General features: G+C 59.0%; 22 protein-coding genes, 1 tRNA gene and 1 pseudogene. 6 read left to right on the top strand and 18 right to left on the bottom strand.

What is annotated here, in order from left to right; genetic code table 11:
* Position 1 precedes the first annotated feature (1 nt).
* Together K1W69_RS01555 and K1W69_RS01550 are read right to left on the bottom strand one after the other, a co-directional pair.
* A complete protein-coding gene (locus K1W69_RS01555) occupies positions 2-973 on the bottom strand; it encodes an ABC transporter permease (RefSeq protein ID WP_220226571.1) in 972 nt (323 codons plus the stop codon).
* A 98-nt stretch (positions 974-1,071) separates the two neighbouring features.
* Positions 1,072-2,649 carry an ABC transporter substrate-binding protein gene (locus tag K1W69_RS01550; protein WP_220226570.1) on the bottom strand — a complete coding sequence of 526 codons (1,578 nt, stop codon included), beginning with the start codon at positions 2,647-2,649 and terminating at the stop codon, positions 1,072-1,074.
* Positions 2,650-2,917: 268 nt separating this feature from the next.
* On the opposite strand from K1W69_RS01550, the pseudogene K1W69_RS01545 reads away from it, so the two are divergent.
* Positions 2,918-3,571: pseudogene (locus K1W69_RS01545) on the top strand (integrase core domain-containing protein); the annotation flags it as partial.
* 43 nt (positions 3,572-3,614) lie between these two features.
* On the opposite strand, the gene K1W69_RS01540 reads toward K1W69_RS01545, so the two are convergent.
* The 5 genes from K1W69_RS01540 to K1W69_RS01520 all read right to left on the bottom strand — a co-directional run bounded on the left by K1W69_RS01540 (position 3,615) and on the right by K1W69_RS01520 (position 7,749).
* Positions 3,615-3,690, bottom strand: a tRNA-Lys gene (locus K1W69_RS01540).
* 91 nt (positions 3,691-3,781) lie between these two features.
* Positions 3,782-4,702 carry a PhzF family phenazine biosynthesis protein gene (locus tag K1W69_RS01535; RefSeq protein ID WP_220226569.1) on the bottom strand — a complete coding sequence of 307 codons (921 nt, stop codon included), beginning with the start codon at positions 4,700-4,702 and terminating at the stop codon, positions 3,782-3,784.
* Between the two features lie 84 nt (positions 4,703-4,786).
* Complete coding sequence (locus K1W69_RS01530; protein ID WP_220226568.1) at positions 4,787-5,896, bottom strand: endonuclease/exonuclease/phosphatase family protein; 1,110 nt, start codon at positions 5,894-5,896, stop codon at positions 4,787-4,789.
* A gap of 126 nt (positions 5,897-6,022) precedes the next feature.
* Positions 6,023-7,042, bottom strand: a complete 1,020-nt coding sequence (ilvC, locus tag K1W69_RS01525; protein ID WP_220226567.1) for a ketol-acid reductoisomerase — start codon at positions 7,040-7,042, stop codon at positions 6,023-6,025.
* A gap of 20 nt (positions 7,043-7,062) precedes the next feature.
* Positions 7,063-7,749: a TetR/AcrR family transcriptional regulator gene (locus K1W69_RS01520; protein ID WP_220226566.1), complete on the bottom strand. Its 687-nt coding sequence runs from the start codon at positions 7,747-7,749 to the stop codon at positions 7,063-7,065.
* A 372-nt stretch (positions 7,750-8,121) separates the two neighbouring features.
* Here K1W69_RS01520 and K1W69_RS01515 point away from each other — a divergent pair, with 372 nt between their 5' ends.
* Positions 8,122-8,853 carry a S1 family peptidase gene (locus K1W69_RS01515; RefSeq protein ID WP_220226565.1) on the top strand — a complete coding sequence of 244 codons (732 nt, stop codon included), beginning with the start codon at positions 8,122-8,124 and terminating at the stop codon, positions 8,851-8,853.
* 160 nt (positions 8,854-9,013) lie between these two features.
* On the opposite strand, the gene K1W69_RS01510 is transcribed toward K1W69_RS01515, so the two are convergent.
* Together K1W69_RS01510 and K1W69_RS01505 are read right to left on the bottom strand one after the other, a co-directional pair.
* Positions 9,014-9,733 carry a hypothetical protein gene (locus tag K1W69_RS01510; protein ID WP_220226564.1) on the bottom strand — a complete coding sequence of 240 codons (720 nt, stop codon included), beginning with the start codon at positions 9,731-9,733 and terminating at the stop codon, positions 9,014-9,016.
* 108 nt (positions 9,734-9,841) lie between these two features.
* On the bottom strand, positions 9,842-10,348 hold the full coding sequence (locus tag K1W69_RS01505; protein ID WP_220226563.1) for a DUF2716 domain-containing protein: 507 nt from the start codon (positions 10,346-10,348) through the stop codon (positions 9,842-9,844).
* Positions 10,349-10,521: 173 nt separating this feature from the next.
* Here K1W69_RS01505 and K1W69_RS27380 point away from each other — a divergent pair, with 173 nt between their 5' ends.
* Positions 10,522-10,866, top strand: coding sequence for an SEC-C metal-binding domain-containing protein (locus tag K1W69_RS27380; RefSeq protein ID WP_370688158.1), 345 nt, complete (start codon positions 10,522-10,524; stop codon positions 10,864-10,866).
* Between the two features lie 182 nt (positions 10,867-11,048).
* Positions 11,049-11,627 (top strand): outer membrane protein, encoded by a 579-nt coding sequence (locus K1W69_RS01495; protein ID WP_220226562.1) that lies wholly within the window; start codon positions 11,049-11,051, stop codon positions 11,625-11,627.
* An 81-nt stretch (positions 11,628-11,708) separates the two neighbouring features.
* Here K1W69_RS01495 and K1W69_RS01490 read toward each other — a convergent pair whose 3' ends face one another.
* Positions 11,709-12,473 carry a pyridoxine 5'-phosphate synthase gene (locus K1W69_RS01490; protein WP_220226561.1) on the bottom strand — a complete coding sequence of 255 codons (765 nt, stop codon included), beginning with the start codon at positions 12,471-12,473 and terminating at the stop codon, positions 11,709-11,711.
* A gap of 174 nt (positions 12,474-12,647) precedes the next feature.
* On the opposite strand from K1W69_RS01490, the gene K1W69_RS01485 reads away from it, so the two are divergent.
* Together K1W69_RS01485 and K1W69_RS01480 are read left to right on the top strand one after the other, a co-directional pair.
* Positions 12,648-13,058 (top strand): SpoIIAA family protein, encoded by a 411-nt coding sequence (locus tag K1W69_RS01485; RefSeq protein ID WP_220226560.1) that lies wholly within the window; start codon positions 12,648-12,650, stop codon positions 13,056-13,058.
* A gap of 200 nt (positions 13,059-13,258) precedes the next feature.
* Positions 13,259-15,118, top strand: coding sequence for a nitrilase-related carbon-nitrogen hydrolase (locus K1W69_RS01480; RefSeq protein ID WP_220226559.1), 1,860 nt, complete (start codon positions 13,259-13,261; stop codon positions 15,116-15,118).
* Positions 15,119-15,125: 7 nt separating this feature from the next.
* Here the strand turns inward: K1W69_RS01480 and K1W69_RS01475 are convergent, their stop codons facing one another.
* The 8 genes from K1W69_RS01475 to K1W69_RS01440 all read right to left on the bottom strand — a co-directional run bounded on the left by K1W69_RS01475 (position 15,126) and on the right by K1W69_RS01440 (position 22,259).
* Positions 15,126-16,253, bottom strand: a complete 1,128-nt coding sequence (locus tag K1W69_RS01475) for an ATP-dependent DNA helicase (protein ID WP_220226558.1) — start codon at positions 16,251-16,253, stop codon at positions 15,126-15,128.
* A 500-nt stretch (positions 16,254-16,753) separates the two neighbouring features.
* Positions 16,754-17,575, bottom strand: a complete 822-nt coding sequence (locus tag K1W69_RS01470) for a thioesterase family protein (protein ID WP_220226557.1) — start codon at positions 17,573-17,575, stop codon at positions 16,754-16,756.
* Positions 17,575-17,919: a nitrile hydratase accessory protein gene (locus K1W69_RS01465; protein WP_220226556.1), complete on the bottom strand. Its 345-nt coding sequence runs from the start codon at positions 17,917-17,919 to the stop codon at positions 17,575-17,577. The genes K1W69_RS01470 and K1W69_RS01465 overlap by 1 nt, the downstream gene beginning before the upstream one ends.
* On the bottom strand, positions 17,906-18,559 hold the full coding sequence (gene nthB, locus K1W69_RS01460) for a nitrile hydratase subunit beta (RefSeq protein ID WP_220226555.1): 654 nt from the start codon (positions 18,557-18,559) through the stop codon (positions 17,906-17,908). The genes K1W69_RS01465 and nthB overlap by 14 nt, the downstream gene beginning before the upstream one ends.
* Positions 18,556-19,173, bottom strand: a complete 618-nt coding sequence (gene nthA / locus K1W69_RS01455) for a nitrile hydratase subunit alpha (RefSeq protein WP_220226554.1) — start codon at positions 19,171-19,173, stop codon at positions 18,556-18,558. The genes nthB and nthA overlap by 4 nt, the downstream gene beginning before the upstream one ends.
* Before the next feature lie 74 nt (positions 19,174-19,247).
* Positions 19,248-19,841: a LysE family translocator gene (locus tag K1W69_RS01450; protein WP_220226553.1), complete on the bottom strand. Its 594-nt coding sequence runs from the start codon at positions 19,839-19,841 to the stop codon at positions 19,248-19,250.
* A gap of 45 nt (positions 19,842-19,886) precedes the next feature.
* Positions 19,887-20,459: an acetolactate synthase small subunit gene (gene ilvN / locus K1W69_RS01445; RefSeq protein ID WP_220226552.1), complete on the bottom strand. Its 573-nt coding sequence runs from the start codon at positions 20,457-20,459 to the stop codon at positions 19,887-19,889.
* 21 nt (positions 20,460-20,480) lie between these two features.
* Positions 20,481-22,259 carry an acetolactate synthase 3 large subunit gene (locus tag K1W69_RS01440; RefSeq protein ID WP_220226551.1) on the bottom strand — a complete coding sequence of 593 codons (1,779 nt, stop codon included), beginning with the start codon at positions 22,257-22,259 and terminating at the stop codon, positions 20,481-20,483.
* Positions 22,260-22,312: the final 53 nt, after the last annotated feature.

Below are 22,312 nucleotides of genomic sequence, written 5' to 3'. Positions count from 1 at the left end.
CCTACATGCTCCCGATCCGGATTCTGGGATCCAGATAGGAATAGACAATGTCGACCAGGATATTGACGACCATGAAGACGGTGACGACAACCAGCAGATAGGCGACGATGACCGGACGATCCAGGAGATTGATGGACTCGATGATCAGGCGGCCCATTCCGGGCCAGGCAAAGATGGTTTCCGTCACAACAGCGAACGCCAGAAGCACCGAAAACTGCAGCCCGATGACGGTAACGATCGGGATCAGTATGTTCTTCATGAGATGAACGGAAATGATTCGCGACTTCCGGAGCCCTTTCGCCCTCGCGAATTTCATGAACTCAAGCGGCATCGTTTCCTGAACGCCCGACGCGGTCAACCGAATGATCAGAGCGAGCGGATAAAGTCCCAGATTGACCGCCGGAAGGATGAGGTGGCGAAGCCCGTCAAGGGTCAGTAGGCTGGTCCTGAAGCCCCATAGATCCACGGTTTCTCCCCTGCCCGTCGTCGGCAGCCAGTTGAGTTGAACGGAAAAGACCATGATCAACATCAGACCTGCCCAGAAAGTCGGAACGCTGAAGAAAAGGATCGATCCGGAGGAGATGGTTCGCCCGATCAGACCATCGGGATTCAGACCTGCAGCCAGTCCCAGAGGAATTCCGAACAAGATCGCTATGAAAAGTGCTGAAATAGTAAGTTCAAGAGTGGCTGGCAGACGTTCAAGTATAAGCTTGATTGCCGGGCGATTATGAACGAATGACGTACCAAGTTCGCCCTTCACGGCATTCTGCAGGAAGATAAAATATTGCTCGTGGAGAGGCTTGTCCAAACCAAGCTGCGAAATGGTCTTCTCTCTTTGCTGCTCCGTCGCCTCCGGATTGATCAGGGAATCGACCGGGTTCCCGATGGCAAAAACTCCGGTGAACACCACCAGCGACATGACCAATAGAACCACCGCGCTTTGCAGAAGCCTCCGGATCAGAAAAACCAGCATTTGTCAGGGCCTGTGAAGTTAACTCAGACGTTCATCGAGGCGGAGGTTCTCATGAAAATACCGGGCCGCGAAATTCAATTCGCGACCCGACGCAGGATTTAGCTGGCAGGCTCGGCCTGCATTGCGGAGAAATGCTCGTCGACACGCGGCGTGTATTTCACGCCATCCACCGCTCCCAGGATGGTGAACTGGGAATAGAGCGGGATAGCGCCCTGGTCCTCGGCGATCAGGATATCCATCGCTTCCTTCAGATAGGCTTCGCGCTTGTCGTTGTCGAACTCTGCTTCGGCGCTCTCCATCGCCTTGTCGAATTCGGCATTGGAATAGCCGCCGGCATTCCAGGAACCGTAACCCTTGTCCTTGTCGCGGGTGTGGAAGGCGGCCATAAGACCCATCATCGACGATCCCGTCAGGCTGTTGTCCCAGCCGATCAGGCTCAAGCTGAATTCCTGATTGTTCAGTCGGCCAAAATAGACAGACTTCGGCATGGTCTCGACCTTTGTGGTAATGCCAATGCTTGCCAGCATCTGGGCAATCGCCTGCGCGACCTTCGCATCGTTCACATAACGGTCGTTCGGGGCATGGATCGTCAGTCCGAAACCGTCCGGATAACCGGCATCGGCAAGCAGTTTTTTGGCTTCTTCCGGGTTATATTTGGCTTCCGGAATGTCGGCGTCGAAACTGTACCATCCGTTCGGAACAAGCTGGTTGGCGACCTCCGCCAGACCGTCCATGACGCGTTCGACGATCGCCTCCCGGTTGATCGACAAGGAGATGGCTTCGCGAACCTTCAGATCCTTCAGCGGATTGCTCTCCATCGCGTTGCCGTCATTGTCGGTGACGAAGGGTGAAACGTCATTTTCCGTATCCACATAGAGCCACATCGTTCTGGAGGATGCGCGCTTGGCGACATAGAACCCGTCTTTTTCCTCAAGGGTAGGAACCGATGACGGGGAAAAACCTTCCACGATATCGACATCTCCACCGAGCAGGGCCGCAACTCTGGAGGCGGCGTTCGGCATGATCAGGAATGTCACCTTCTCATAGGCCGGCTTCTCGCCCCAGTAATCTTCGTTGCGCGCCATGACGTACCGCTCACCGGGAATGTATTCGGAAAATTTGTAGGGTCCCGTTCCAATCGCAATCTCGCCGGATGTGAAATCGGCGGTCGTCTTACCCTCGACCGCATCCTTCGATACGATCGAGACGCCGGAAATCCGCCGCAGCAGGAGCGGATATGGTGTCTTCGTCTTGATGGTGATCTCGTATGGGCCATCCGCTGTGATGGACTCGATCATGTCCGAATTCGATGCATAGCTCGCCGGATTGTTGGGTACGTTCGGCACACGATCGAACGAGAAGATCACGTCCTCTGCCGTGAAGTCGGACCCATCATGAAACTTGACACCCTCCCGGAGCTTGAAGCGCCAGGTCAGGGGGTCGACATTTTCCCATTCGACCGCAAGATCCGGAACGGTCCGCGCTTCACCATCGCGGTCGAGCAGCTTTCCGAATAGGTGGCGCCCATACGCGGCGTTGGTCGAGACATAAAGGAAATGTGGGTCAATCGACGGGTCATTTGGAGTAGCGACCGTAAGTTCCTGGCTAATGGCTGCGCTGACACCCAGAAACAAGGCCGTCACAGCCATTACTATTCGAATAAAACCTGATCTCATTTGTTCCATTCCCCTGTTGTTGTTTCTCGTCCTGAAGCCGTAACTACAGAATACCGGTCGAAACCGGCTTCGATCTGAAGTCTTGGCGATCTTGATCTATTCTAGGACACATAAAAATTGGTTCGCCTTGTAGGTCCATTGTGATTATTGAGACATACCAATTTCGGGAATTGGACTCCCTCAGCCGGTTGGTTTGCAATCTTGGATCGGATCTGGGCGCCCAACAGATAAGGCTGAAACTGTCCGTTGAGAAACGGCAGAATAATCCGCAGAAGCCTTTGAAAGCACGAAGGAACAGCCGGTCATCGAAGCCTTTGTCCGGCTCTTCAAGGATCGCGGCCAGCCATCGGCGATCAGGAGTGACAACGGCTTGCCTTTTGCCAGCCCCAATGGCCTCTACAACCTGTCAAAGCTCTCGGTTTTCTGACTCAGGCTCGGCATCGCCATCGAGCGCATCAAGCCGGGCAACCCGCAGCAGAACGGACGCCACGAGCGAATGCACCGGACCCTGAAGCAGGAGACGGCGCGCCCACCCGGCATGAACGCCCTCCAGCAGCAGGCCAGGTTCGACGGCTTCATCAGCGAATTCAATGAGGAACGGCCCCACGAGGCGCTCGACATGAGGACCCCGGCCGAACTCTATGCACCTTCCTCAACACCTTATGAGGGCCTGCCGGACGTGGAATACCCTTTCCACGACCGCTACATCATCGTCACAGCATGCGGTCGAATCTGCATGGCGCGAAAGAAAATCAACGTCTCGACCGTGCTCGCAGGTCAAAAGCTCGGAATAAAGGAGGTCGACGATGGGATTTGGCTGATAAGCTTCATGCGCTATGATCTGGGATACATCGACCTGGAACACAGAACACTGCAGACAATCGACAACCCGTTCGGCACGAGGTTGTCACCCATGTCTTAGGTACGATCTGTTACCTATGTCTCCGGGCTGTACATGATTTTATTGGTGGGTGAGCAGGGACTCGAACCCTGGACCCGCTGATTAAGAGTCAGCTGCTCTACCATCTGAGCTACACACCCGTCATCCGACGCCGGATTGAGCGCCGCATATAAACGGCTTCGGTCGAACTGTCCAGCGTCCATCGCCAGAAAATCTGGCGTTGTGCGTGCGTTATACGCCGAGCAGCACGCCCTCGGCGGCCTTGACCGCATTACCGCCGATACGGCCCTGGGTGATCTTGCCCTCGTCCACCTCCAGATGCAGGTGGATTTTCGAGGGCCGACCCATCTCCACGCCCTGTTCGATCTGAAGCGCGTGATGGCCGTCGAGCAGTTCGTCGAACTGGTGAACCGCGCCGGAGAAGGCGGCTGCGGCGGAGCCGGTCGCCGGATCTTCCGCAATGCCGACATGCGGCGCGAACATGCGGGCGTGGAAATGCGCCTCGTGGTCGATCCCGCCTCGACAATAGACGAAGGCGTCGGCGAGTTGGCCGCCGGCGAGCGGCGCCAGCTTCTCCCACTGGATCGCATTGCATTCGACGCTCGCGGCGACGGATAGATCGCGGACCGGCGTCATGACAAAAGGCACGCCTGCGTCCCACACGGAAATACGGTGGTTCTCGAAGCCGATATCCTGCGGCTTGATCCCCAACGCGGCGGCCACAGTATCCCGGTCGGGCTCGGCGCGAACCGGCGTCGACAGTCTCGGCAGATCGAATTCGGCAAAGCTGCATCCGTTCTTTTCAAGCCGCGTGACGCAGCGCACGGGCCCGACCTTTTCCTCGAACACCGCCATGACGTCGAGGTCGGCTCCCTCCCCGCCCGCCTGGCGTTCGGCAAGCGCAATCGCCGCGCCTACGGTCGGATGGCCTGCAAAGGGAAGCTCCCGCGCCGGGGTAAAAATGCGCAGTTTCGCCGAATGCGCCGATTGGTCTGCAGGCAAGACGAAAACGGTCTCCGAAAGGTTGAATTCCGCCGCGATCTTCTGCATCGCCTCGTCCGAAAGCCCCTCGCCGTCAAAGACGACGGCAAGCGGATTCCCGGTCAGAGCCCTGTCGGTGAAAACATCGTAGATTGCATAGTCTCTCGCCATTGTCCGTCGCCGCCCCTGTGCGTGTTGGAGACCTTGTGGCATAGCCGAATTGCCAGGGGCGCACAAGGAAGCGGACCGCCGCAATCAGGCCATATCCAGCCTTATGACGACCGGACAGTGATCAGACGCCTTCGGCCGGTCCCAGCCGGTGCGCGGATAGCGCTCAACCTCCTGGCCGGGCGGGAAGATCGTTCGGTACGGCTGGCCGGCGCGCACGATCTCCGGAACCTGTTGGGCGTTGCGCGCGGCGAGCGACGGCGACAGCAGGATATAGTCGAGCTGGCACAGATGCCGCTCTTGCGGTCCGCGCGTGTGATAAAGCGTCCAGCGGTCCATTTCGGGCAATCGTTCGACGACGTTTTCCGCAAAGCCGTCCGCTGTCAGCACGTCCAGCGCGCTCGTCTCTTCCCTGACGGGGGTAAAGGTGTAGCCGTCAACGCCGTCGCCGCCGATCATGACGCGTTCGCCATAGTCGTTGAAATCGCCGCAGATGGCCCAGCGTTTCGAGGCGGCGCGCTCCGCGCCGAAACGCTTTTCGATGATGTGGCGAATGGCGAGCGCCTCGGCCCGGCGCACCGGCATGCTGGCCGTGCGGCCGTCGAGCCCGGCGCGCGGCGAACCCATCGATTTCAGATGAACGACATAGAGGGTCAGCGGCCGCCCGCCGACCGTCACGTCGATCTCCAGGCAGTCGCGCCGGAAGACGAAGTCGTCCTCGACATTGGTCTTGGCGATTTCCGCCGTGAACAGGCCAAGCTCGCCATAGGTCAGATGCGCGTGGCTCTGCATGTTGCGAAACTCGATCTTCTGACCGTCGCGTGTCTCCTCGCGCATCATCACGGCGACGTCGATGCCGCGTGAATCATTGCCCTCCACCATGTATTTGTTGAGATAGCCGCGGCCGACCATCTTGTAGAGATAGCCATATTCGAAGGCCTGCAGCGCCGCCATGTTGTCGACCTCCTGCAGGCAGAGGATGTCGGCCCGGGCCTCGGCGATCGCGAGCGCGCTGAGCTGCCGCTTGTCGTCGGCGATAGAGACGGCGCGCGCCTGTTCGAGCGCCCGATAGTCTTCCTTGGAATCAATGTCGAACATCCGCAGCACCCGGTCCTGGCGCAACTCGTTGCGAAAGCCCGAGAAATCGAACCGGTTCATCAGGTTCTCGATGTTGAAGGTGGCGAGGCGAAGCGACATGCGAAGCGAGCCGATTGTTTGCAGGGAGGTTTTTCTTAAACGCTCGGCGCGTCCGGGGAAACCTCGGACATAAAAAAGCCGCGGGGCGGCAACCCCGCGGCTTTCAAAAATGCGCTGAAACGCGGATCAGTTGCGGGTCTTGTCGACCAAGGCGTTGGACTTGATCCACGGCATCATGCCGCGCAGATTTTCGCCGACTTCCTCGATCTGGTGCGCGTCGTTGACGCGGCGAATGCCCTTGAAACGGGCGGCGCCGGCGCGGTATTCCTGCATCCATTCGGAGGTAAACTTGCCGGTCTGGATGTCGTTCAGCACCCGCTTCATCTCCGCCTTGGTTTCTTCGGTGATGATGCGCGGACCGGAGACGTATTCGCCCCACTCGGCCGTGTTGGAGATCGAGTAGTTCATGTTGGCGATGCCGCCTTCATAGATCAGGTCGACGATCAGCTTGACCTCGTGCAGACATTCGAAATAGGCCATTTCCGGCGCATAGCCGGCTTCCACCAGCGTTTCGAAACCAGCGCGAATGAGCTCCACCAGACCGCCGCAGAGCACGACCTGCTCGCCGAAGAGGTCGGTCTCGCATTCCTCGCGGAAATTGGTCTCGATGATGCCGGAGCGGCCGCCGCCGACGCCGCAGGCATAGGACAGGCCGAGATCGTGGGCGTTGCCCGACGGATCCTGGTGAACGGCGATCAGACACGGCACGCCGCCGCCCTTCTGGTATTCGCCGCGCACCGTGTGGCCGGGACCCTTCGGCGCGATCATCAGCACATCGACGGATTCCTTCGGCTCGATGAGGCCGAAGTGAACGTTGAGGCCGTGCGCGAATGCGATGGCCGCGCCGTCGCGGATGTTCGGCGCGATGTGCTCCTTGTAGATATCGGCCTGCAGTTCGTCGGGCGTCGCCATCATCATCAGGTCGGCCCAGGCGGCGGCGTCAGCGACGGACTTGACCTCGAAGCCGTCGGCTTCCGCCTTCTTGGCCGTGGCCGAGCCTTCGCGCAGCGCGATGACGATATTCGGCACGCCCGAATCCTTGAGGTTCAGAGCGTGGGCGCGGCCCTGGCTTCCGTAGCCGATGACTGCGACCTTCTTCGACTTGATCAGATTGAGATCGGCGTCCCGATCGTAATAAACACGCATGGCAGTTTCCTTTCCTTCGATCAGTGTTGATTGTGGTTCTTGCCGGAAGGCTTCCCATCCGGATCTGCGGTTCCGTAGAGCCGGAAGAACTGTGCGATGGCGCGCTGCGCATGACGGCGAAAATCGCGATCCGCGCCGGTCGGCTCATCGCCGAGCAGCATGCGCACATGCAGGTCGCCGACGACGAGGCCGTAAAGCGCGCGGTAGGCGCGCTCGATATCGGTGAATTCTAGATGGCCCCTGTCGAGGCCGGAGCGCAGTAGCGCGCTCGCCCGCTGGCGGATGGCGTCGCGCCCGCGCTTCAGCACAAGCGCGCCAAGCCTGGAATCGTCCCGGCTCGCCTGACCGATCGCCAGGCGATTGAGCGCCAGCGACACGTCGCCGGACAGCACCGTCAGCAGGTCGCTTGCGAATTCCTCCAGCCGCTGCCGGAAATCGGCGCCGTCGGCGGGCATGTCGCTGCTCGTTCGGACCCGCACCTTGGCGGCCTGCCAGGAAACCATCGCGGCCAGCAGATCGTCACGATCGCCGAACCACTTGTATAGGCTTTCCTTGGAGCAATTGGCGGCCCGCGCAATCGCCGCCGTCGTCAGCGCCCTGTCGCCGCCTTCGACAAGCAGACGAAGCGCCTCTTCCAGCACGGCGCTCTGGCGCGGCGTATAATCCGGCGCGTCGGAAACACGGTCCTGAACGAGAGCGTCTGACAAGCGGGGTCTCTTTGGGTTCGAGCCATTGCATAGAGTACCGTACGGTACGGTTCCGTGGCACGTAATGCAGAAGCGCCGGCGCGTCAAGAGATTTTCAGGGGTTTAAGAAGGGCGGAAATCGTAGAAGCAGCTCTCAATTGCAGCAGCTGTAGGCAGCAATTTCGGCAGCAGATTGAAAGGGGAAAGGAACCAAAAATCCGGTACGGCTGTTAACAGCCGGGTAAACGCGATAACGATTGTCCTTGTCGATCGCAAAACAGCGCTGATCTCCGACCCTCGATGTGAGGATCTGAAGATAGCTGTTTTCCTGTCAGTTCAACGCAAACAGATCGCAAGCCTATAGAAGCCTGATCTTTACATAGTGAGCACACCATGCTGGAGCCTCTACTGCTGACCACCACTGCGATCCGCACCTTTGCCGGTAACAATCATCTTACCAATGCGACCGGTTTTTTCTTCAGGCGCGGCGCCCGGCTGTTTCTCGTGACCAGCCGGCATGTTGTCATTGACGAGCCTTCCGGGCACATGCCGGACCGGATTGAATTCGAAGTGCATACCGATGCAATTAACCTCACCCAATCGATCGGCTTCTCGATACTGCTTTACCGTGACGGAACGAGCATATGGCGTCAGGGCCAGGACAGCGCCGGTTCGATCGATGTCGCCGTGGTGGAAATCGACCGGGAAGCCTTGCCGGACACGGCATCCATCGCCGCGTTTACACCGGAGAATATTCCCGCGCCGGAATTGCAGCCGGAAATCGGCTCCTCGTTGCTGGTGATCGGATTTCCGCTCGGCTTTCATGACACGCTCCACCACATGCCGGTGGTTCGTCATGCCGTTATCGCGTCTTCGTTCGGTTTGCGCTTTCAGGGTAACGGATATTTTCTAGCCGACGGCCGTACACACAGGGGCACCAGCGGCGCGCCCGTTGTTATGAAAACGCAAGTGGAGAATTCTTCAGCGGGCCAGTTACCCTACTATCTTCTCGGTATTCACTCGGCAAGGCTCGACGTCGGCACCCGCGATCACCAGATCGACGAGGCGCTCGGATTGAACTGCACCTGGTATGCCGACATTCTCATGACGCTGACTGAATCTTAGTTGCGACAATGAGGGCGGCAGGTCCTGTACCACATCGTCACGTTAGACAAGTCCCGCAACAGCAAGCTCATTGCAGGGCGGCGGTGTACGCTGATCGATATGGATGGGTGGCGAAACCTGAGTTAAGGGATTGCATATCTCCCAGATTCAGCAGGTCATCTCAGCTTGACAGCGCCCATTTTAGCGCAGTCTTTCGCATCTCGTCGTTAACCCGCTCGTGGGATGACCACTCGGCTGCTGAATCCACAGCTCGCTTGGTCCACATCGAGTTGCGTTTGATCCATGTTGATTGCGCCTCGGGAGGCGGAGTTCCGTCATAGGATTGGATTTCCCAGTCATTGCAGATTGTTTCTGCGGCAAACCAGGGAGCCCCTAATTGATACCAAACAATTCTGGCTTCTTCGCTGTCAGGATCATCCTCGTACGGCGAATACAATTCGCGACATGCTTTCACCAATTTTTTCACAGATTCTAAAATCCGGGTTGTTGGTTCCTGAACGTATGACTGAACCGCAGATGCTGTTTCAACTTGAAGAGCGTTAATTGCCGGGTCAGGCTCTTTGTTACAGGCGCATTGCAGTTGAGCGCTGGCGTTCGCAATCAAAAATATTGGCTCCTTTCCCCATGTCATAAGGCAAAGAACGAGTTGGTTGTTGCCGAGCAGGCCAGTATCCAGCTTACGATTGTACGGATTTGGATCGTATACGCTGTCGCTGTCGAAGTCTGCGAGCAACGGAAACCCAATCCCTTGTATTTTGCATTCAGCAATACTCTCCTCATCGCCCAGGAAGGCCGCCAAAGTCATCTTCGGACTGCCTTGTATGGAAGGCCCAAACTCATTCCAGATATTTGTCATTGGCATCGGTTTCACCTCACTCATTTGATACACTGCAATACCAGATCCTTATTACCCACACATCCGACCCACGCCTCGGCATCCGCTCCCCCGGCTTCCAATAAAGCACCTGCCCGCGAGTATTGATGATCCTTAACGGTCATCCTTCCTGCGGACGGGATTCCTGTAAACTTTTGGCTGTGAGTGTTTCAGCTCAGTGAGAAGCGGTTTGCCGAAAACACATATCGTTTGCTCCCATGGATGGCCAAGCCAACCAAATCTCAGAGTTCTCTCCAAAAAAAGATAATAATCACCGTTGGGAAGGACCGGGATCTTCCATTGATCTGCAACCGACGAATCGCTGATATACGGAAAGTACCTGTAGCACTCATGCTGCCAGTCCAGTGCGTAGAGAAAATCCCCTTCAGGCGTCACTTTATTGAAAATGCTGTGCGCCTTTGCATGCAGATCCGCTTCGAGCGCTTCAAAATCATCTCCCCAAATGCCGGAAATCGAATAGGTGACAGATGGTCCCGGTTCCTTGAAGCCCGGGAAATCTGTTGCTCGCGTGCTGGGTTTGAAGCCAAGGTCGTCATAGACCTTTCGCCAAATCGGATCCTCTTCTTCACGCGGCAGTTCGATCCATGCATCACCGTTCATCGGGAAAGTCTGCATACGCTTTTGACTGTTGGCAAGGAAACAATTTGCATTGATTCGAAGTGAGGCGGTTCTGGATCAGCCTGGGCTTGCCGAAACCATAGGGGCAAGCCGCCGTCCGCGACCATGAAATTTGACGGCTGGCGTCTGCGCCCGGGCGGCGCTATAAGCCGCGCGTGTTCGTTCCAATCAATGGAGGTTGTCATGGTAAAGCGCAATTCATTCGAAGACCGCCCCTCCTTTCGAGGTCATGTCCAAACGGCGTAAGTCTTACCCGTCCGAGACGCAGGTCAAGACTGGCGACCGCACGGTGCACGGGCGATGTCGAACTTCAGGAAAAACTCGGTCGCAACGACCCCTGCCCCTGCGGCTCGGGCAAGCGCTATAAACGCTGCTGCCTGAAGAGCGGCAAATATGACGGCAGCAGCCGGGATCATTACTTTCCGGGAGCGCCGGTAAGCCGGCGCTTTACATATCCACAAGCACAGCGACAAAGTTCTGGCATTCAGGGGCGTCGCTGAACTTTGGCGTGTGAGAATTTCTTTACTGTTCGCGCATAAAGTATATCTGTTGCAAAAAGGCAACTAGCCAGAAAATCCGTGCGCTCTGCCTTAATGTAAACTCAACATTGACACATTTTGCATAAAAACAGGCTCAGGCGCGGATGATCAATATCCTGCGAGTAACCGAAGAGGATGAGTAAGTGAGAGTACTTCTAGCAACAACAGCCATTGCGCTGATAACGACAGCTTCCCATGCAGCGGACCTGGTTGAGCAAACTCCGATGGCGCCTCCGGTTGTTATCGTCGAAGAGACCAATCCGTTCGATGGATTCTATCTTGGTATCCACGGCGGTTACGGCTGGCAGTCCGGATCCTATTCGGGTGACGGCTGGCTGCTCGGCGGTCAGGGTGGTTACAACTGGGTTTCCCCTTCAGGCTTCCTGCTTGGCGCTGAAATCAGCGGTTCCTGGGTCGATGTCGGCGGTTCGCAGTCGAACGTGAACGGACTGGGCATCGCACAGGGCAAGCTCGGTTGGGCTAACGACACGGTTGCGCTTTACGGCACGGCCGGCGGCGCGATCGCAAGCCTGAAGTCGAGCGGTTTCGCTCCGGGCTTTGACGACTCGCCAGCTGGCTGGACAGTCGGCGCCGGCATGGACTTCATGGTCGTCGAAGACTGGTCGCTCGGCGCAAGCTACAACTACATCGATTTCGGATCGAACAATTCGGGCGGTTCCGACATCAATGTTCTGAAGCTCAACCTGAACTACAATTTCTGATCCCTACGGACAGAATGACAAAAAGGGCGCCCTTGCGGCGCCCTTTTTTATTTGAAGAAAAAGTCAGATGCCCGGCGGCGGCTAATCAGAATGCCCGCATGCGCGCAGAAAACGACGGACGGCGCCGGCCATGCCGTGCTCCAGGGCGTCCGCCGTCAGACCGTGGCCGATCGAGACTTCCCGGATCTGCGGTATCCGCGCGAGCAGCGGCGGCAGATTGTCGACCGTGAGATCGTGACCGGCGTTCAGATCCATGCCCGCTGCAAGCGCCGCGTCCGCAGTTTTCACCAGGCGATCGATCTCGTCTGCAGTGCGGCCGGGGGCGTCATGGCAGGCGCCATAGGGACCGGTATAAAGCTCCAGCCGGTCCGCCCCGGTCTGCTTTGCAAAGTCGATTGCGCGCGCGTCGCAGTCAGGGTCGGCGAACAACGACACCCGAACGCCGCTGCGCTTCAGCCGGCCGACGGCGTCCGCCAGAAACTCCGCATGTTTTTCGAAATCCCAGCCGTGGTCCGAAGTCGCCTGCGCCGGATCGTCGGGCACCAGCGTCGCCTGTTCGGGTTCGGCGGCCTCGACCAATGCCAGGAAATCTTCGCTCGGAAAGCCTTCGATATTGAATTCGGCGCGGGGAAACTCGTCGTCGATCAGGGCGCGAAGTTCGGGAACGTCGCTTCTGCGAATATGGCGTTCGTCAGGCCTCGGATGCACCGTCAGCCCATGCGCGCCGGCAGCGAGCGCAATGCGGCCTAGACCTGTAACACTCGGCCAGGGCAGATCGCGGCGATTGCGAAGCATCGCGACCGCGTTGAGATTGACCGACAGTTTTGTCGCGTGTCCATCTGTCATGAAAGGTCTGTCCGGCAATGTTGAATTCCGCCTTCACTACAATCTGCCGAAGCCGGCTTCAAGGCAGGAATGTTGATGCAAATATTCGTGATGCTGATCCGTCCAGCTGAATGCGCGGCATCACAGTTTTGACATCCCTCATAGGTAGTATTCGAGACAATACGGGAGGAAAACATGTTGCTCGAAAAGCAAAAACGCGCTGTCAGAAGACTTCCCACCGATAGGGAAGATGTTTTCGCCTACGAGGTGAACGGCCATGTCAGCACCGGAGAGCTCGACGACATCAGCCTGGAGCTCGACAAGGCTTACCGGAGGTTCGACAGGATAAATCTGCTCGTGCGCCTGCACGCTTGGAACGGAGTCGACTGGACCTCCGCATTTTCCGAGACGTCGTTTATTGGCCGGATGCGCGCTCTCAGCCATGTCGATCGCTATGCGGTTGTGGGCGGCCCGTCCTGGATCGCCCTCGCCATCACGTTCTGCCCGCAGCTCTTCAACATGGAAGTGCGCCATTTCGACGAGGCGGACGCCGATGAAGCCTGGGCCTGGGTGAACGAGGATATCGGCAGGCGGCGCGCCGCCTGATCACAGCGACATCCGGACGCCGCATGTATCACAGCGGTTGCATTTCTTGTTCACGCATCTCATTCTGTTGCAGTAGGCGCAAATAGAGACATGCAATGTGTCTCGATTTGTCGGTGCATTCCTATTCCTGAAGTCGAATATATGAGCTCGGAGGCTCGACAATGCGTTGTGCAATATTGGTTTTCGTCTTGAGTTTAATAATGTCTGCGAGCGATTTGTCCCCGGCGATCGCATCACAATCGTACAAAGTCGCCGCGGTCGAGTTCAATCCGACGTTCAAACAGCGTGAGCAGAATTTTCCGGGCATGGAAGCGGCGATCCGGGAAGCCGCCGGAGCGGGAGCCAGGCTGATCCTCTTTCCCGAAATGGGGACGACGGGCTATCTCTACGGTTCAAGGGCGGAAATCGCGCCCTTCGTCGATACAATCCCGGGAAAGACGACAGCGTTTTTCGAACCGCTTGCGAAGGAACTCGGCGTTTACATCGTTTCCGGCATGCCGGAGGTCGACGACGACACCGGGCTTTACTACAACGCGGCCTTCCTGATTGGACCGGACGGGCTCATCGGCAAGTACCGAAAGAACAACCTGTTTCTGCTCGAGTCCGCCTGGGCGGCGCAAGGCAACCTTGGCGTTCCGGTGTTCGATACGCCGCTCGGCAAGATCGCGATCATGATCTGCTACGATGATTACTTCTATCAGTCTGCCCGCCTCGCCGCGCTGAAAGGCGCGAATGTCCTGGCGTTCATTGCAAGTTCGGGACGCATGCTCAATCCCGATCCGCAGGAGGCCGGCGTCCATATCTCGATTTCGGACGTCCAGCAGCAGGCGATCATGAACGGGCTCTTTGTTGTGGCGACCAACCGGACCAATATCGAGAAGAACGACGCCCTCGGCATCGGCGTTCATTATCTTGGCGGCGCGTCCGTCTGGGATCCGAACGGTCACAATCTCGCCCAGGCGCCTGTCAGCACACAAAAGGGCGTGGCTCCAGGCTCTGGCCAGCCGCGCATAATCTACGCCGACGTCGATCCCGCGCATTTCGAAAACGGATCGAAGGCGCTTTTAAGCACGCGTCGCCCTGACCTCTACAGAGAAATCCTGCTCAATATGTCGCCGCGTCCGATACTGGGCTCGAAGGAGTCCCACAGAATCAGCGCCCTGGCCGTGCAATACGAGCCGAAGATCGGCGATCTCGCTGCCAACAGGTTGAAAATCGCCGGCATTCTGGAAGACAGCGCGACGACGCTGACAAACCTCATCGTAATGCCCGAAAATTCCCTGACCGGATTGCCGACTTCGACGGAACAGGCCCGGCAATTCGCCGGGCTCAAAGACGGGATTGACGCGTATTTCACCTCGCTTGCGAAGAATTACGCATCCTACCTTGTCTATAGCGTGACGGAGCAGACCGGTGACAGTCTCTACACCCTGGCGCAGCTTCTGGATCCGCATGGCGTGGTTGTCGGCCGTTACCGAAAGACCCATCCGGACGCTACGGAAGCGGAGTGGCTCACCGGCGGCGACAGTCTGTCGGTCTTCAATACACAGATCGGCCGGATCGGCCTGCTGTTCGGCGGCGAGGCCAAATATCCCGAGGCCGCAGACGTTTTGAGCGTCAATCGGGCCGACGTCATCGCCATGCCTGCGGCGTGGAACGGGCAGTTCGGCGTGGCTGATGGGCTTGACAAGGGATTCCTCGCAGTCCCCTACCCAAAGAACACCAATGTAATGTGGTACTCCACCGCCAAGACGGCTCAAGCCTATCTGGTGGTCGCGAATTTCATCGGATCAGACCAGAGTTACAAAGGCAGCAGTGGTTTATACTCGCTCGATCCGACCAACGGGTATTATCCCCCACAGCTTGCAGCGGAACATTCGGACACTGCGATTACGCTGAATTTCCAGACGATCGCGCCGACGACCTGGTGGACGAGCCAGCAATACATCATCGACGGCCGCAGACCGTCTATCTATGTGCCGCTGATACTCGATCATAAGGGGGATTGCTTCTCGCAATGGCTGGCCAGCGAGGACTTTTTCGCTGACTGCTGGCGATAACGACGCCTTACCTGACGATCGTCAGCCGCTCGGCGGCGCGGGTAATCGCCGTATAGAGCCAGCGCTCCCGCATGTCCCGGAAGGCGAAGCTCTCGTCGAACAGAACCACCTCGTTCCACTGGGAGCCTTGCGCCTTGTGAACGGTGAGCGCGTAACCGTAGTCGAAGTCGTCATAACGCCGTTTCGTCTGCCAGGGGATGTCGGCCTCCGGATCCTCGAACTGGGCCTTCAAAAGCTTTATGCGCGCCGCGCCGCGATCCATGTCGTCGTCCTCCGGCCGCACAAGAAGATTGATGCCGGGTTTTACGGTTTCCCTGGATGACGTCATGACCTGCCAGAGCGATCCGTTGAGCAGCCCCTTGGCCGGGTCATTGCGCAGGCAGACGAGCTTGTCGCCGGCTTGCGGATGGGCGGCGTCAAAGCCTTTGAGCTCCCGCAATCTCTGATTATATCTGCGGCGCGTCCGGTTGATGCCGAGCAGCACCTGGTCGGCCTGCAGCACGAGTTCAGATGTAACGTCCGAGCGGTGGATGACCTTGGCCGCTCCCAGGTCTCCGTAGCCTATCTCGCCTTCCTCGCGCACGCGCATGGCCAGATCGATGATCGGGTTGTCGCGCGCCTGCCTGTGTATTTCGGTCAGCAGAATATCGGGATCGTGTTCTGTGAAATAGCCGCCGCCGGATATCGGAGGAAGCTGTCCGGGATCGCCCAGCACGAGGATCGGCGTTCCGAAACTCATCAGGTCGCGGCCGAGATCCTCGTCCACCATGGAGCACTCGTCGACGATGATCAGCGCGGCTTTGGCGACCGGGCTCTGGCGGTTCAGCGAAAACATCGGGGAAACGGATGTTTTTCCGGTTTCCTCGTCCTCCACGGTTTCCTCGCCGCGGGGACGATAAATCAACGAATGGATGGTCTTGGCGTTGCTTGCGCCTTTCGAGCGCAGCACCTGGGCGGCCTTGCCCGTAAAGGCTGCGAACTGAACGTCGCCGTCAATATGTTCAGCGAAATGCCGGGCGAGCGTCGTCTTACCTGTGCCGGCATAGCCAAAGAGCCGGAAGAGCGGCGAGTCGCCCCGCTTCAACCAGGATGCCACGGCTTTGAGAGCCTCGTCCTGCTGTTTCGAAAACTGCATGGCCCCACTTGGCTAGATTCGTTTCGGCAGGGCAAGCGCGAATGACGCGGACACCCGCCACGAGAAAGAAAAAGCGCCGCACTCCGAAGAGCGCGACGCCTTTCACGGCGACCCGAGAGGCGCGGAACGGGTCGCCAGATGAAACTTTTTACAGGTAGACCTGTTATAAAACGTTACCCGAACGAGATCGGTTCACTTCGGCGGACGCCGCCGATCCGAATTGCTGTCGGGTTTGCGCCCTTTCCCGATCAACCATCCGCTAAGCCAAAGAAGTTCTCAGCCATTTGCGGAGGCGGTTGCTCTTTCTGGTTGTCGGAGACGAAAAACCAAGCTGCTGTATAATTGAATCTCCGGATCCTGTCCGATCAGCATTCACTGAAATGCAAGAAAAATTTTCAATTCTATCCGGATTCTGCGCTACAGATGACAGATTTGCACTTTTGTTGAACATTCAACCAGTTTTTAGTGTAGCAATCGCTAATACACGTATTGAGAGTGCCCTATTCCTGCCTGTCGTACCAGACCATCTGGTGCGACGTCGCAAGCAGAGACCCGTGTTTTTCAAAAAACCTTGAATGCTGATCGTAAAAGCCCCCGCTCGATCGCTCGCAAACAGAATCGCACAAAACATAGTCGTCAGCGACGCCAGCCATTTCGCCCTGACTCACATGAAAGTACGTCGTCATCGTGACAGTCGAGATGCTCGATGCCCTTCCTGTGGCGATGAACAGCCGCGGAAACGGACTATCGCAAAGCGCCGCCAGCGACAGGTAGTCCAGCGGACGGCCGTCAGCCTCGCGGATCCACTCGAGGGAATGCGCATCCTGCTTTCCCTCGCCCATCCTGCCCTTCACGATCCGGCAATCATAGAGCTTCGCCCATTGCACCGGCATGAAGGTTCTGCTGCCGTCGGCAGCCTCTTCAGCCGGCAATGTCTCAGGCATGCGGTGCTTCGAAAAAGCCAAAGTGCCGCGATGCGGACCGAGCGTGACGAGAGACCGCGCGCAGAGGCGGCCGTCGGGGGTTTCGAGATCAACCCGCCAAAAAGCCGTGGTGCGCCCGGCGCGGTCGCATTGACGCCGCAGCACGAGCGGCCCCTTCGGCGGCGCCTTGAGGAAATCCACCGTCATGGCGACCGGTTCGAACGCCGGATCGTTGTCGGCGAGCGCCGCCTTGAGCATCAGCGCCGCCATCCAGCCGCCGAACGGCCCGATCATGTTCCAGAACCGGTCGTCGGTGTGCGACGCGTAGAGATCCTTGCCGCTGCGCTCCAGCGTCAACGTTTGATCGAGGATGAATCCCGGTTCCACGCTGGCATCCATTATTGTGTCTCCCCGTCAGGTCCGGGATCGTTTTCAAGCAGGATCGGACTACCGTGCGGAGTTGCGTGCGCAGCGCGCCGCCAGGCTTCGGCGACCGACCCGATTTGCGATCCCGACACAATGCCTTGCGCCGCAAGCAGCTTCTCCAGAGCCGCAAGCCAGCATTCGTAATAGTCGCTGCCGTCGGCTGCGGCGCCTGGGCTGCCAAGTTCCGCAGACAGCGCCTCGGCCCAGTCGCTCCAGTCGAGGAGCCCCTGTTCGTTGAGTTGGACAACCATGGCGAAAGCCTGGGCTTGCCAAGGCTCCTCGAAAGCAGGCCCGTCCGCCCCTTCATGCAAGTTCAAGATAGCTCTCCCATGCGTCGACCGACACGGACAGTCCAGCCTCGGCGCCCTCGCCCCACAATTCCTCGCCGGTGAACGCCACCGTGTAGAGCCATTGCGGCTGTTCGCCCTTGCCGTGCGCATTGGCGTCGGGAAAGACAAACCCGCCGGCAACGGCCTCAATGACGCCCCGCCTGCCCTTCGTATAGCCCGGTATCCGTGTATGACCATGCGGATTGAGGTTGCGCATGCGCACCGGCTGACCGACCGCAAAGACGGGGTCTGTCGCAACCGGGCGATCGCACGGGCCGCCCGCACCGAGAACCGCCGGCACGCGATCGGCTGTCAGGATATCGCGATGCGCGACGCCCTGCGCCCTGCCCGTCACCAATTCCTCGCGGGTGATGCAATCGTGGCGCGTCAGCAGTTTTTCGAGCGCCTTGATCCAGATCTCGTAGTAGCTGGACGCGTAATAGTCGGCCGGATGCAACGATTCGCGCGCATGTCTGCTCTCATCGAGCGTCCAGTGACCCAACGCGCCGGCGCACATTGTGACGCCAAGCGCCCGCTTCTCCCATGCCGCGTGAAAAACAGGCTCGTCCTGTTCCGGCGCCACCGGGCCGAAGCCCATGCGTCCGCCGAGATCGTGCGGTCCGTTCACCGGGGGGCCTCCGCAAACGCCGTTCCGATCATGGAATCGCGCGTGACCAGATCCGCCAGTTGCTCTTGCGTTAAGCCATCCGTTCCTTCCGGCCGCATCGGCACGACGAGATAGCGCAACTCCGCAGTCGAATCCCATACGCGAATGCGCACGTCTTCCGGCAAATGCGCGCCGAATTCGGCGAGCACGCTGCGCGGCTCCATAACGGCGCGGGACCGGTAGGGCGGCGACTTGTACCAGACCGGCGGAAGGCCGAGGACGCTCCACGGATAACAGGAGCACAGGGTGCACACGACGAGGTTATGCTCCTGCGGCGTATTGAACACCGCCTTCATGTGCTCGCCCTGGCGCCCGTAAAATCCCATCGAGGCGATGGCCGCGGTCGCGTCCCGCTTCAGCCATTCGCAAAAGTCGGGTTCGCTCCAGGCGCGGGCGACAACGCGCGCGCCATTCCGAGGGCCGATCTTGTTCTGATAGGTGTCGACAATGGCGTCGATAGCGGCGGGATCGATCAACCCCTTGTCGCTCAGGAGCGTTTCCAGCGCGCGGACGCGCGCCGTCATCGGGTCCATATGATTGTCGTGATCGTGTCCGTCATCGTGATCATGGGTCATGCGCCAACATTACCGCATCTTACGTGCAAGTAAATTGAAGAATGTCGCGCAGGCCGCCAAGGTCGTCCGCGCGCCTAGCGCAGCATCGGAACGAGCGTTGCGACCAGCAGCACCGCCATGACGATGTTGAACCATTTCAGGCGTTGCGGGTCGTCGAGGAAACTGCGCAGCATGGTCCCGAACCCGGCCCACAGCGAAACGCTTGGAAAATTGACGATTACGAAGGAGAGCGCAACCAGCGGAACCGTGACGCCGGGATTGAGCGGATCGGCGTAGAGGGCCATGGCGGTGATCGACATCATCCAGGCCTTCGGATTGACCCACTGGAAGGCGGCGGCCTGCAGCAATGTGATCGGTTTCGACGCCTTGCCGGCGCTGCCCATCGTGCGGCTGCCGGCGATTTTCCAGGCGAGATAAAGCAGATAGGCGGCGCCCGCCGCTTTTAGCGCCACGCCTAGCGCCGGCCAGGCGATCAGCAGCGCGCCGAGCCCAAGGCCGACGCTCAACAGCAGGCTCCCGAAGCCGAGCGCAATTCCGAACATGTGCGGTATCGTGCGCGCGAAACCGAAATTCACGCCCGAAGCGAGCAGCATCAGGTTGTTCGGGCCTGGCGTGACGGACGTCACGAGGGCGAACACCACCATCCATAAGAATGTTTCCAGCGGCATCGGAAAACCGGCGTGTCTTGAAAGAACGGGTGAAACGGAGTGCGCTTACATGCCGTCGGCGCCACGGTTGAGGGCGGCGACGCCCGTGCGGCAGACCTCGACCAGACCAAGCGGCCGCATGATCGCGATGAACTGTTCGATTTTCGACACCCGTCCCGTGATTTCGAAAGTAAAGTGCTCGGTATTGGCGTCGATGACCTGCGCGCGGAAGGCGTCTGCGAGCCGCAGCGCCTCGACGCGGTGATCGCCCGTTCCCTTCACCTTGATCAGCGCCAGTTCACGCTCGATCGGCTTGTCATGGCCGAATTCCCGCGCCCGCAGCGTCAGGTCGATAACGCGGTGAACCGGCACGATGCGCTCGAGCTGGTGCTTGATCTGCTCCAGCACGTGCGGCGTGCCGAACGTGACGATCGTGATGCGCGAGAGGTGCTTCTCGTGCTCGGTTTCCGATACGGTCAGGCTTTCGATATTGTAGCCGCGGCCGGAGAACAGGCCGATGACCCGGGCGAGGACGCCTGGCTCGTTGTCGACCAGCACGGAGAGCGTTCTCGTTTCCGGCTGCTCGGTCTCCTTGGCGATGAAATAGGCCGAACCGGTGGGTTGGTGTTGCGCGTTCATGTGCTTCTTTCCAAAATTCTGTTAGACCAGAGCCTTGCCTTTTTCGTCGATGACGCTGCCGACGACCTCATCCGAAGCCTCGTCGGGCAGCAGCATCTCGTTATGCGCCTTCCCGGACGGGATCATCGGGAAGCAGTTCGCCAGATTGGCGACCCGGCAGTCGAACAGCACCGGCTTGTCGACGGCGATCATCTCGTTGATGGCGTCGTCGAGGTCGCCCGGCTTGTCCGCGCGCAGACCAACGCAGCCATAGGCCTCCGCCAGCTTGACGAAGTCCGGCATCGCCTCCGTGTAGGAATGCGACAGGCGGTTGCCGTGCAGAAGCTGCTGCCACTGGCGCACCATGCCCATATACTGGTTGTTGAGGATGAATATCTTGATCGGCGCGTCGTGCTGGACGGCCGCGGACATCTCCTGGATCGTCATCTGGACGGAGGCGTCGCCGCCGATATCGATAACGAGGCTGTCGGGATGGGCGATCTGCACGCCGAGCGCCGCCGGCAGGCCGTAGCCCATCGTGCCGAGCCCGCCCGAAGTCATCCAGCGATTGGGCTCCTCGAACTTGATAAACTGGGCCGCCCACATCTGGTGCTGACCGACTTCCGTGGTGAAATAGACGTCCTTGTCCCTGGTCAGCTCATGCAGCCGCTCCATGGCGTATTGCGGCATGATGACGTCCTTGTTCGGCTTGTAGGCGAGCGAATTGCGCGCCCGCCATGCGTCGACCTGCGACCACCATTCGCCAAGCGCCTTCTTGTCGACCGTCGTGGCGGAAGCCCGCCACAGCCGCACCATGTCTTCCAGAACATGCGCGGCGTCGCCGATGATCGGAATGTCGACGCGGACATTCTTGTTGATCGAGGACGGGTCGATGTCGATATGGATCTTGCGGGAATGCGGCGAAAACGCGTCGAGACGGCCGGTGATCCGGTCGTCGAAACGGGCGCCGACGCACAGCATGACGTCGCAGTCATGCATGGCCATGTTGGCCTCGTAGGTTCCGTGCATGCCGAGCATGCCCAGCCAGTTCTTGCCCGAAGCCGGATAGGCGCCCAGCCCCATCAGCGTCGAGGTGATCGGGAAGTCGGTCAGCTGGACCAGTTCGCGCAGCAGGTGGCTTGCCTCCGGCCCGGCGTTGATGACGCCGCCGCCGGAATAGATGATCGGCTTGCGGGCGCTGCTCATCAGCTCGACCGCCGAGCGTATCGCCTCCAGATCTCCCTGGAGCTGCGGCTGATAGCTCTTCAGGCCGCCATCGGTCGCGGGGCCGACATATTCGCCGGTCGCGAACTGGACGTCCTTCGGAATGTCGACGACTACCGGACCGGGCCTGCCGGACCGGGCGATACGGAAGGCTTCGTGCAGCGTGCGCGCCAGATCGTTGACGTCGCGCACCAGCCAGTTGTGCTTGGTGCAAGGACGCGTGATGCCGACCGTGTCGCATTCCTGGAAGGCGTCGGAGCCAATCAGCGAGGTCGGGACCTGTCCGGTGATGCAGACCATCGGAATGGAATCCATCAGCGCGTCCTGTAGCGCCGTCACGATGTTGGTGGCGCCGGGACCTGACGTCACCAGCGCAACGCCGACCTTGCCGGTCGACCGGGCGTAGCCTTCCGCCGCGTGACCGGCGCCCTGTTCGTGACGGACGAGGATGTGCTTGATGTCTTCCTGCTGAAAGATCTCGTCATAGATCGGCAACACCGCGCCGCCGGGATATCCGAAAACGTCCGCGACGCCGTTGTCCTTCATCGCCCGAACGACCATCTCCGCCCCGGTGATCTGATTACTGTCTGCGCTCATCTCTTTGCCTGCTTTGTCTTTTCGATCCCTGCCGGGCCACCGCCCAGCCATAA

This window comes from Flavimaribacter sediminis (genome assembly GCF_019492055.1).
Lineage (GTDB): Bacteria > Pseudomonadota > Alphaproteobacteria > Rhizobiales > Rhizobiaceae > Flavimaribacter > Flavimaribacter sediminis.
This window is presented reverse-complemented; position numbering and strand designations above follow the sequence as displayed.

Bases quoted from the DNA above. Each gene is read 5' to 3' on its own strand.
- K1W69_RS01555 (WP_220226571.1), bottom strand. From the start codon at position 973: ATGCTGGTTTTTCTGATCCGGAGGCTTCTGCAAAGCGCGGTGGTTCTA.
- K1W69_RS01550 (WP_220226570.1), bottom strand. From the start codon at position 2,649: ATGAGATCAGGTTTTATTCGAATAGTAATGGCTGTGACGGCCTTGTTT.
- K1W69_RS01535 (WP_220226569.1), bottom strand. From the start codon at position 4,702: ATGGCGAGAGACTATGCAATCTACGATGTTTTCACCGACAGGGCTCTG.
- K1W69_RS01530 (WP_220226568.1), bottom strand. From the start codon at position 5,896: ATGTCGCTTCGCCTCGCCACCTTCAACATCGAGAACCTGATGAACCGG.
- ilvC (WP_220226567.1), bottom strand. From the start codon at position 7,042: ATGCGTGTTTATTACGATCGGGACGCCGATCTCAATCTGATCAAGTCG.
- K1W69_RS01515 (WP_220226565.1), top strand. From the start codon at position 8,122: ATGCTGGAGCCTCTACTGCTGACCACCACTGCGATCCGCACCTTTGCC.
- K1W69_RS01510 (WP_220226564.1), bottom strand. From the start codon at position 9,733: ATGAGTGAGGTGAAACCGATGCCAATGACAAATATCTGGAATGAGTTT.
- K1W69_RS01505 (WP_220226563.1), bottom strand. From the start codon at position 10,348: ATGAACGGTGATGCATGGATCGAACTGCCGCGTGAAGAAGAGGATCCG.
- K1W69_RS01490 (WP_220226561.1), bottom strand. From the start codon at position 12,473: ATGACAGATGGACACGCGACAAAACTGTCGGTCAATCTCAACGCGGTC.
- K1W69_RS01485 (WP_220226560.1), top strand. From the start codon at position 12,648: ATGTTGCTCGAAAAGCAAAAACGCGCTGTCAGAAGACTTCCCACCGAT.
- K1W69_RS01480 (WP_220226559.1), top strand. From the start codon at position 13,259: ATGTCTGCGAGCGATTTGTCCCCGGCGATCGCATCACAATCGTACAAA.
- K1W69_RS01475 (WP_220226558.1), bottom strand. From the start codon at position 16,253: ATGCAGTTTTCGAAACAGCAGGACGAGGCTCTCAAAGCCGTGGCATCC.
- K1W69_RS01470 (WP_220226557.1), bottom strand. From the start codon at position 17,575: ATGGATGCCAGCGTGGAACCGGGATTCATCCTCGATCAAACGTTGACG.
- nthA (WP_220226554.1), bottom strand. From the start codon at position 19,173: ATGACCCATGATCACGATGACGGACACGATCACGACAATCATATGGAC.
- K1W69_RS01450 (WP_220226553.1), bottom strand. From the start codon at position 19,841: ATGCCGCTGGAAACATTCTTATGGATGGTGGTGTTCGCCCTCGTGACG.
- ilvN (WP_220226552.1), bottom strand. From the start codon at position 20,459: ATGAACGCGCAACACCAACCCACCGGTTCGGCCTATTTCATCGCCAAG.
- K1W69_RS01440 (WP_220226551.1), bottom strand. From the start codon at position 22,259: ATGAGCGCAGACAGTAATCAGATCACCGGGGCGGAGATGGTCGTTCGG.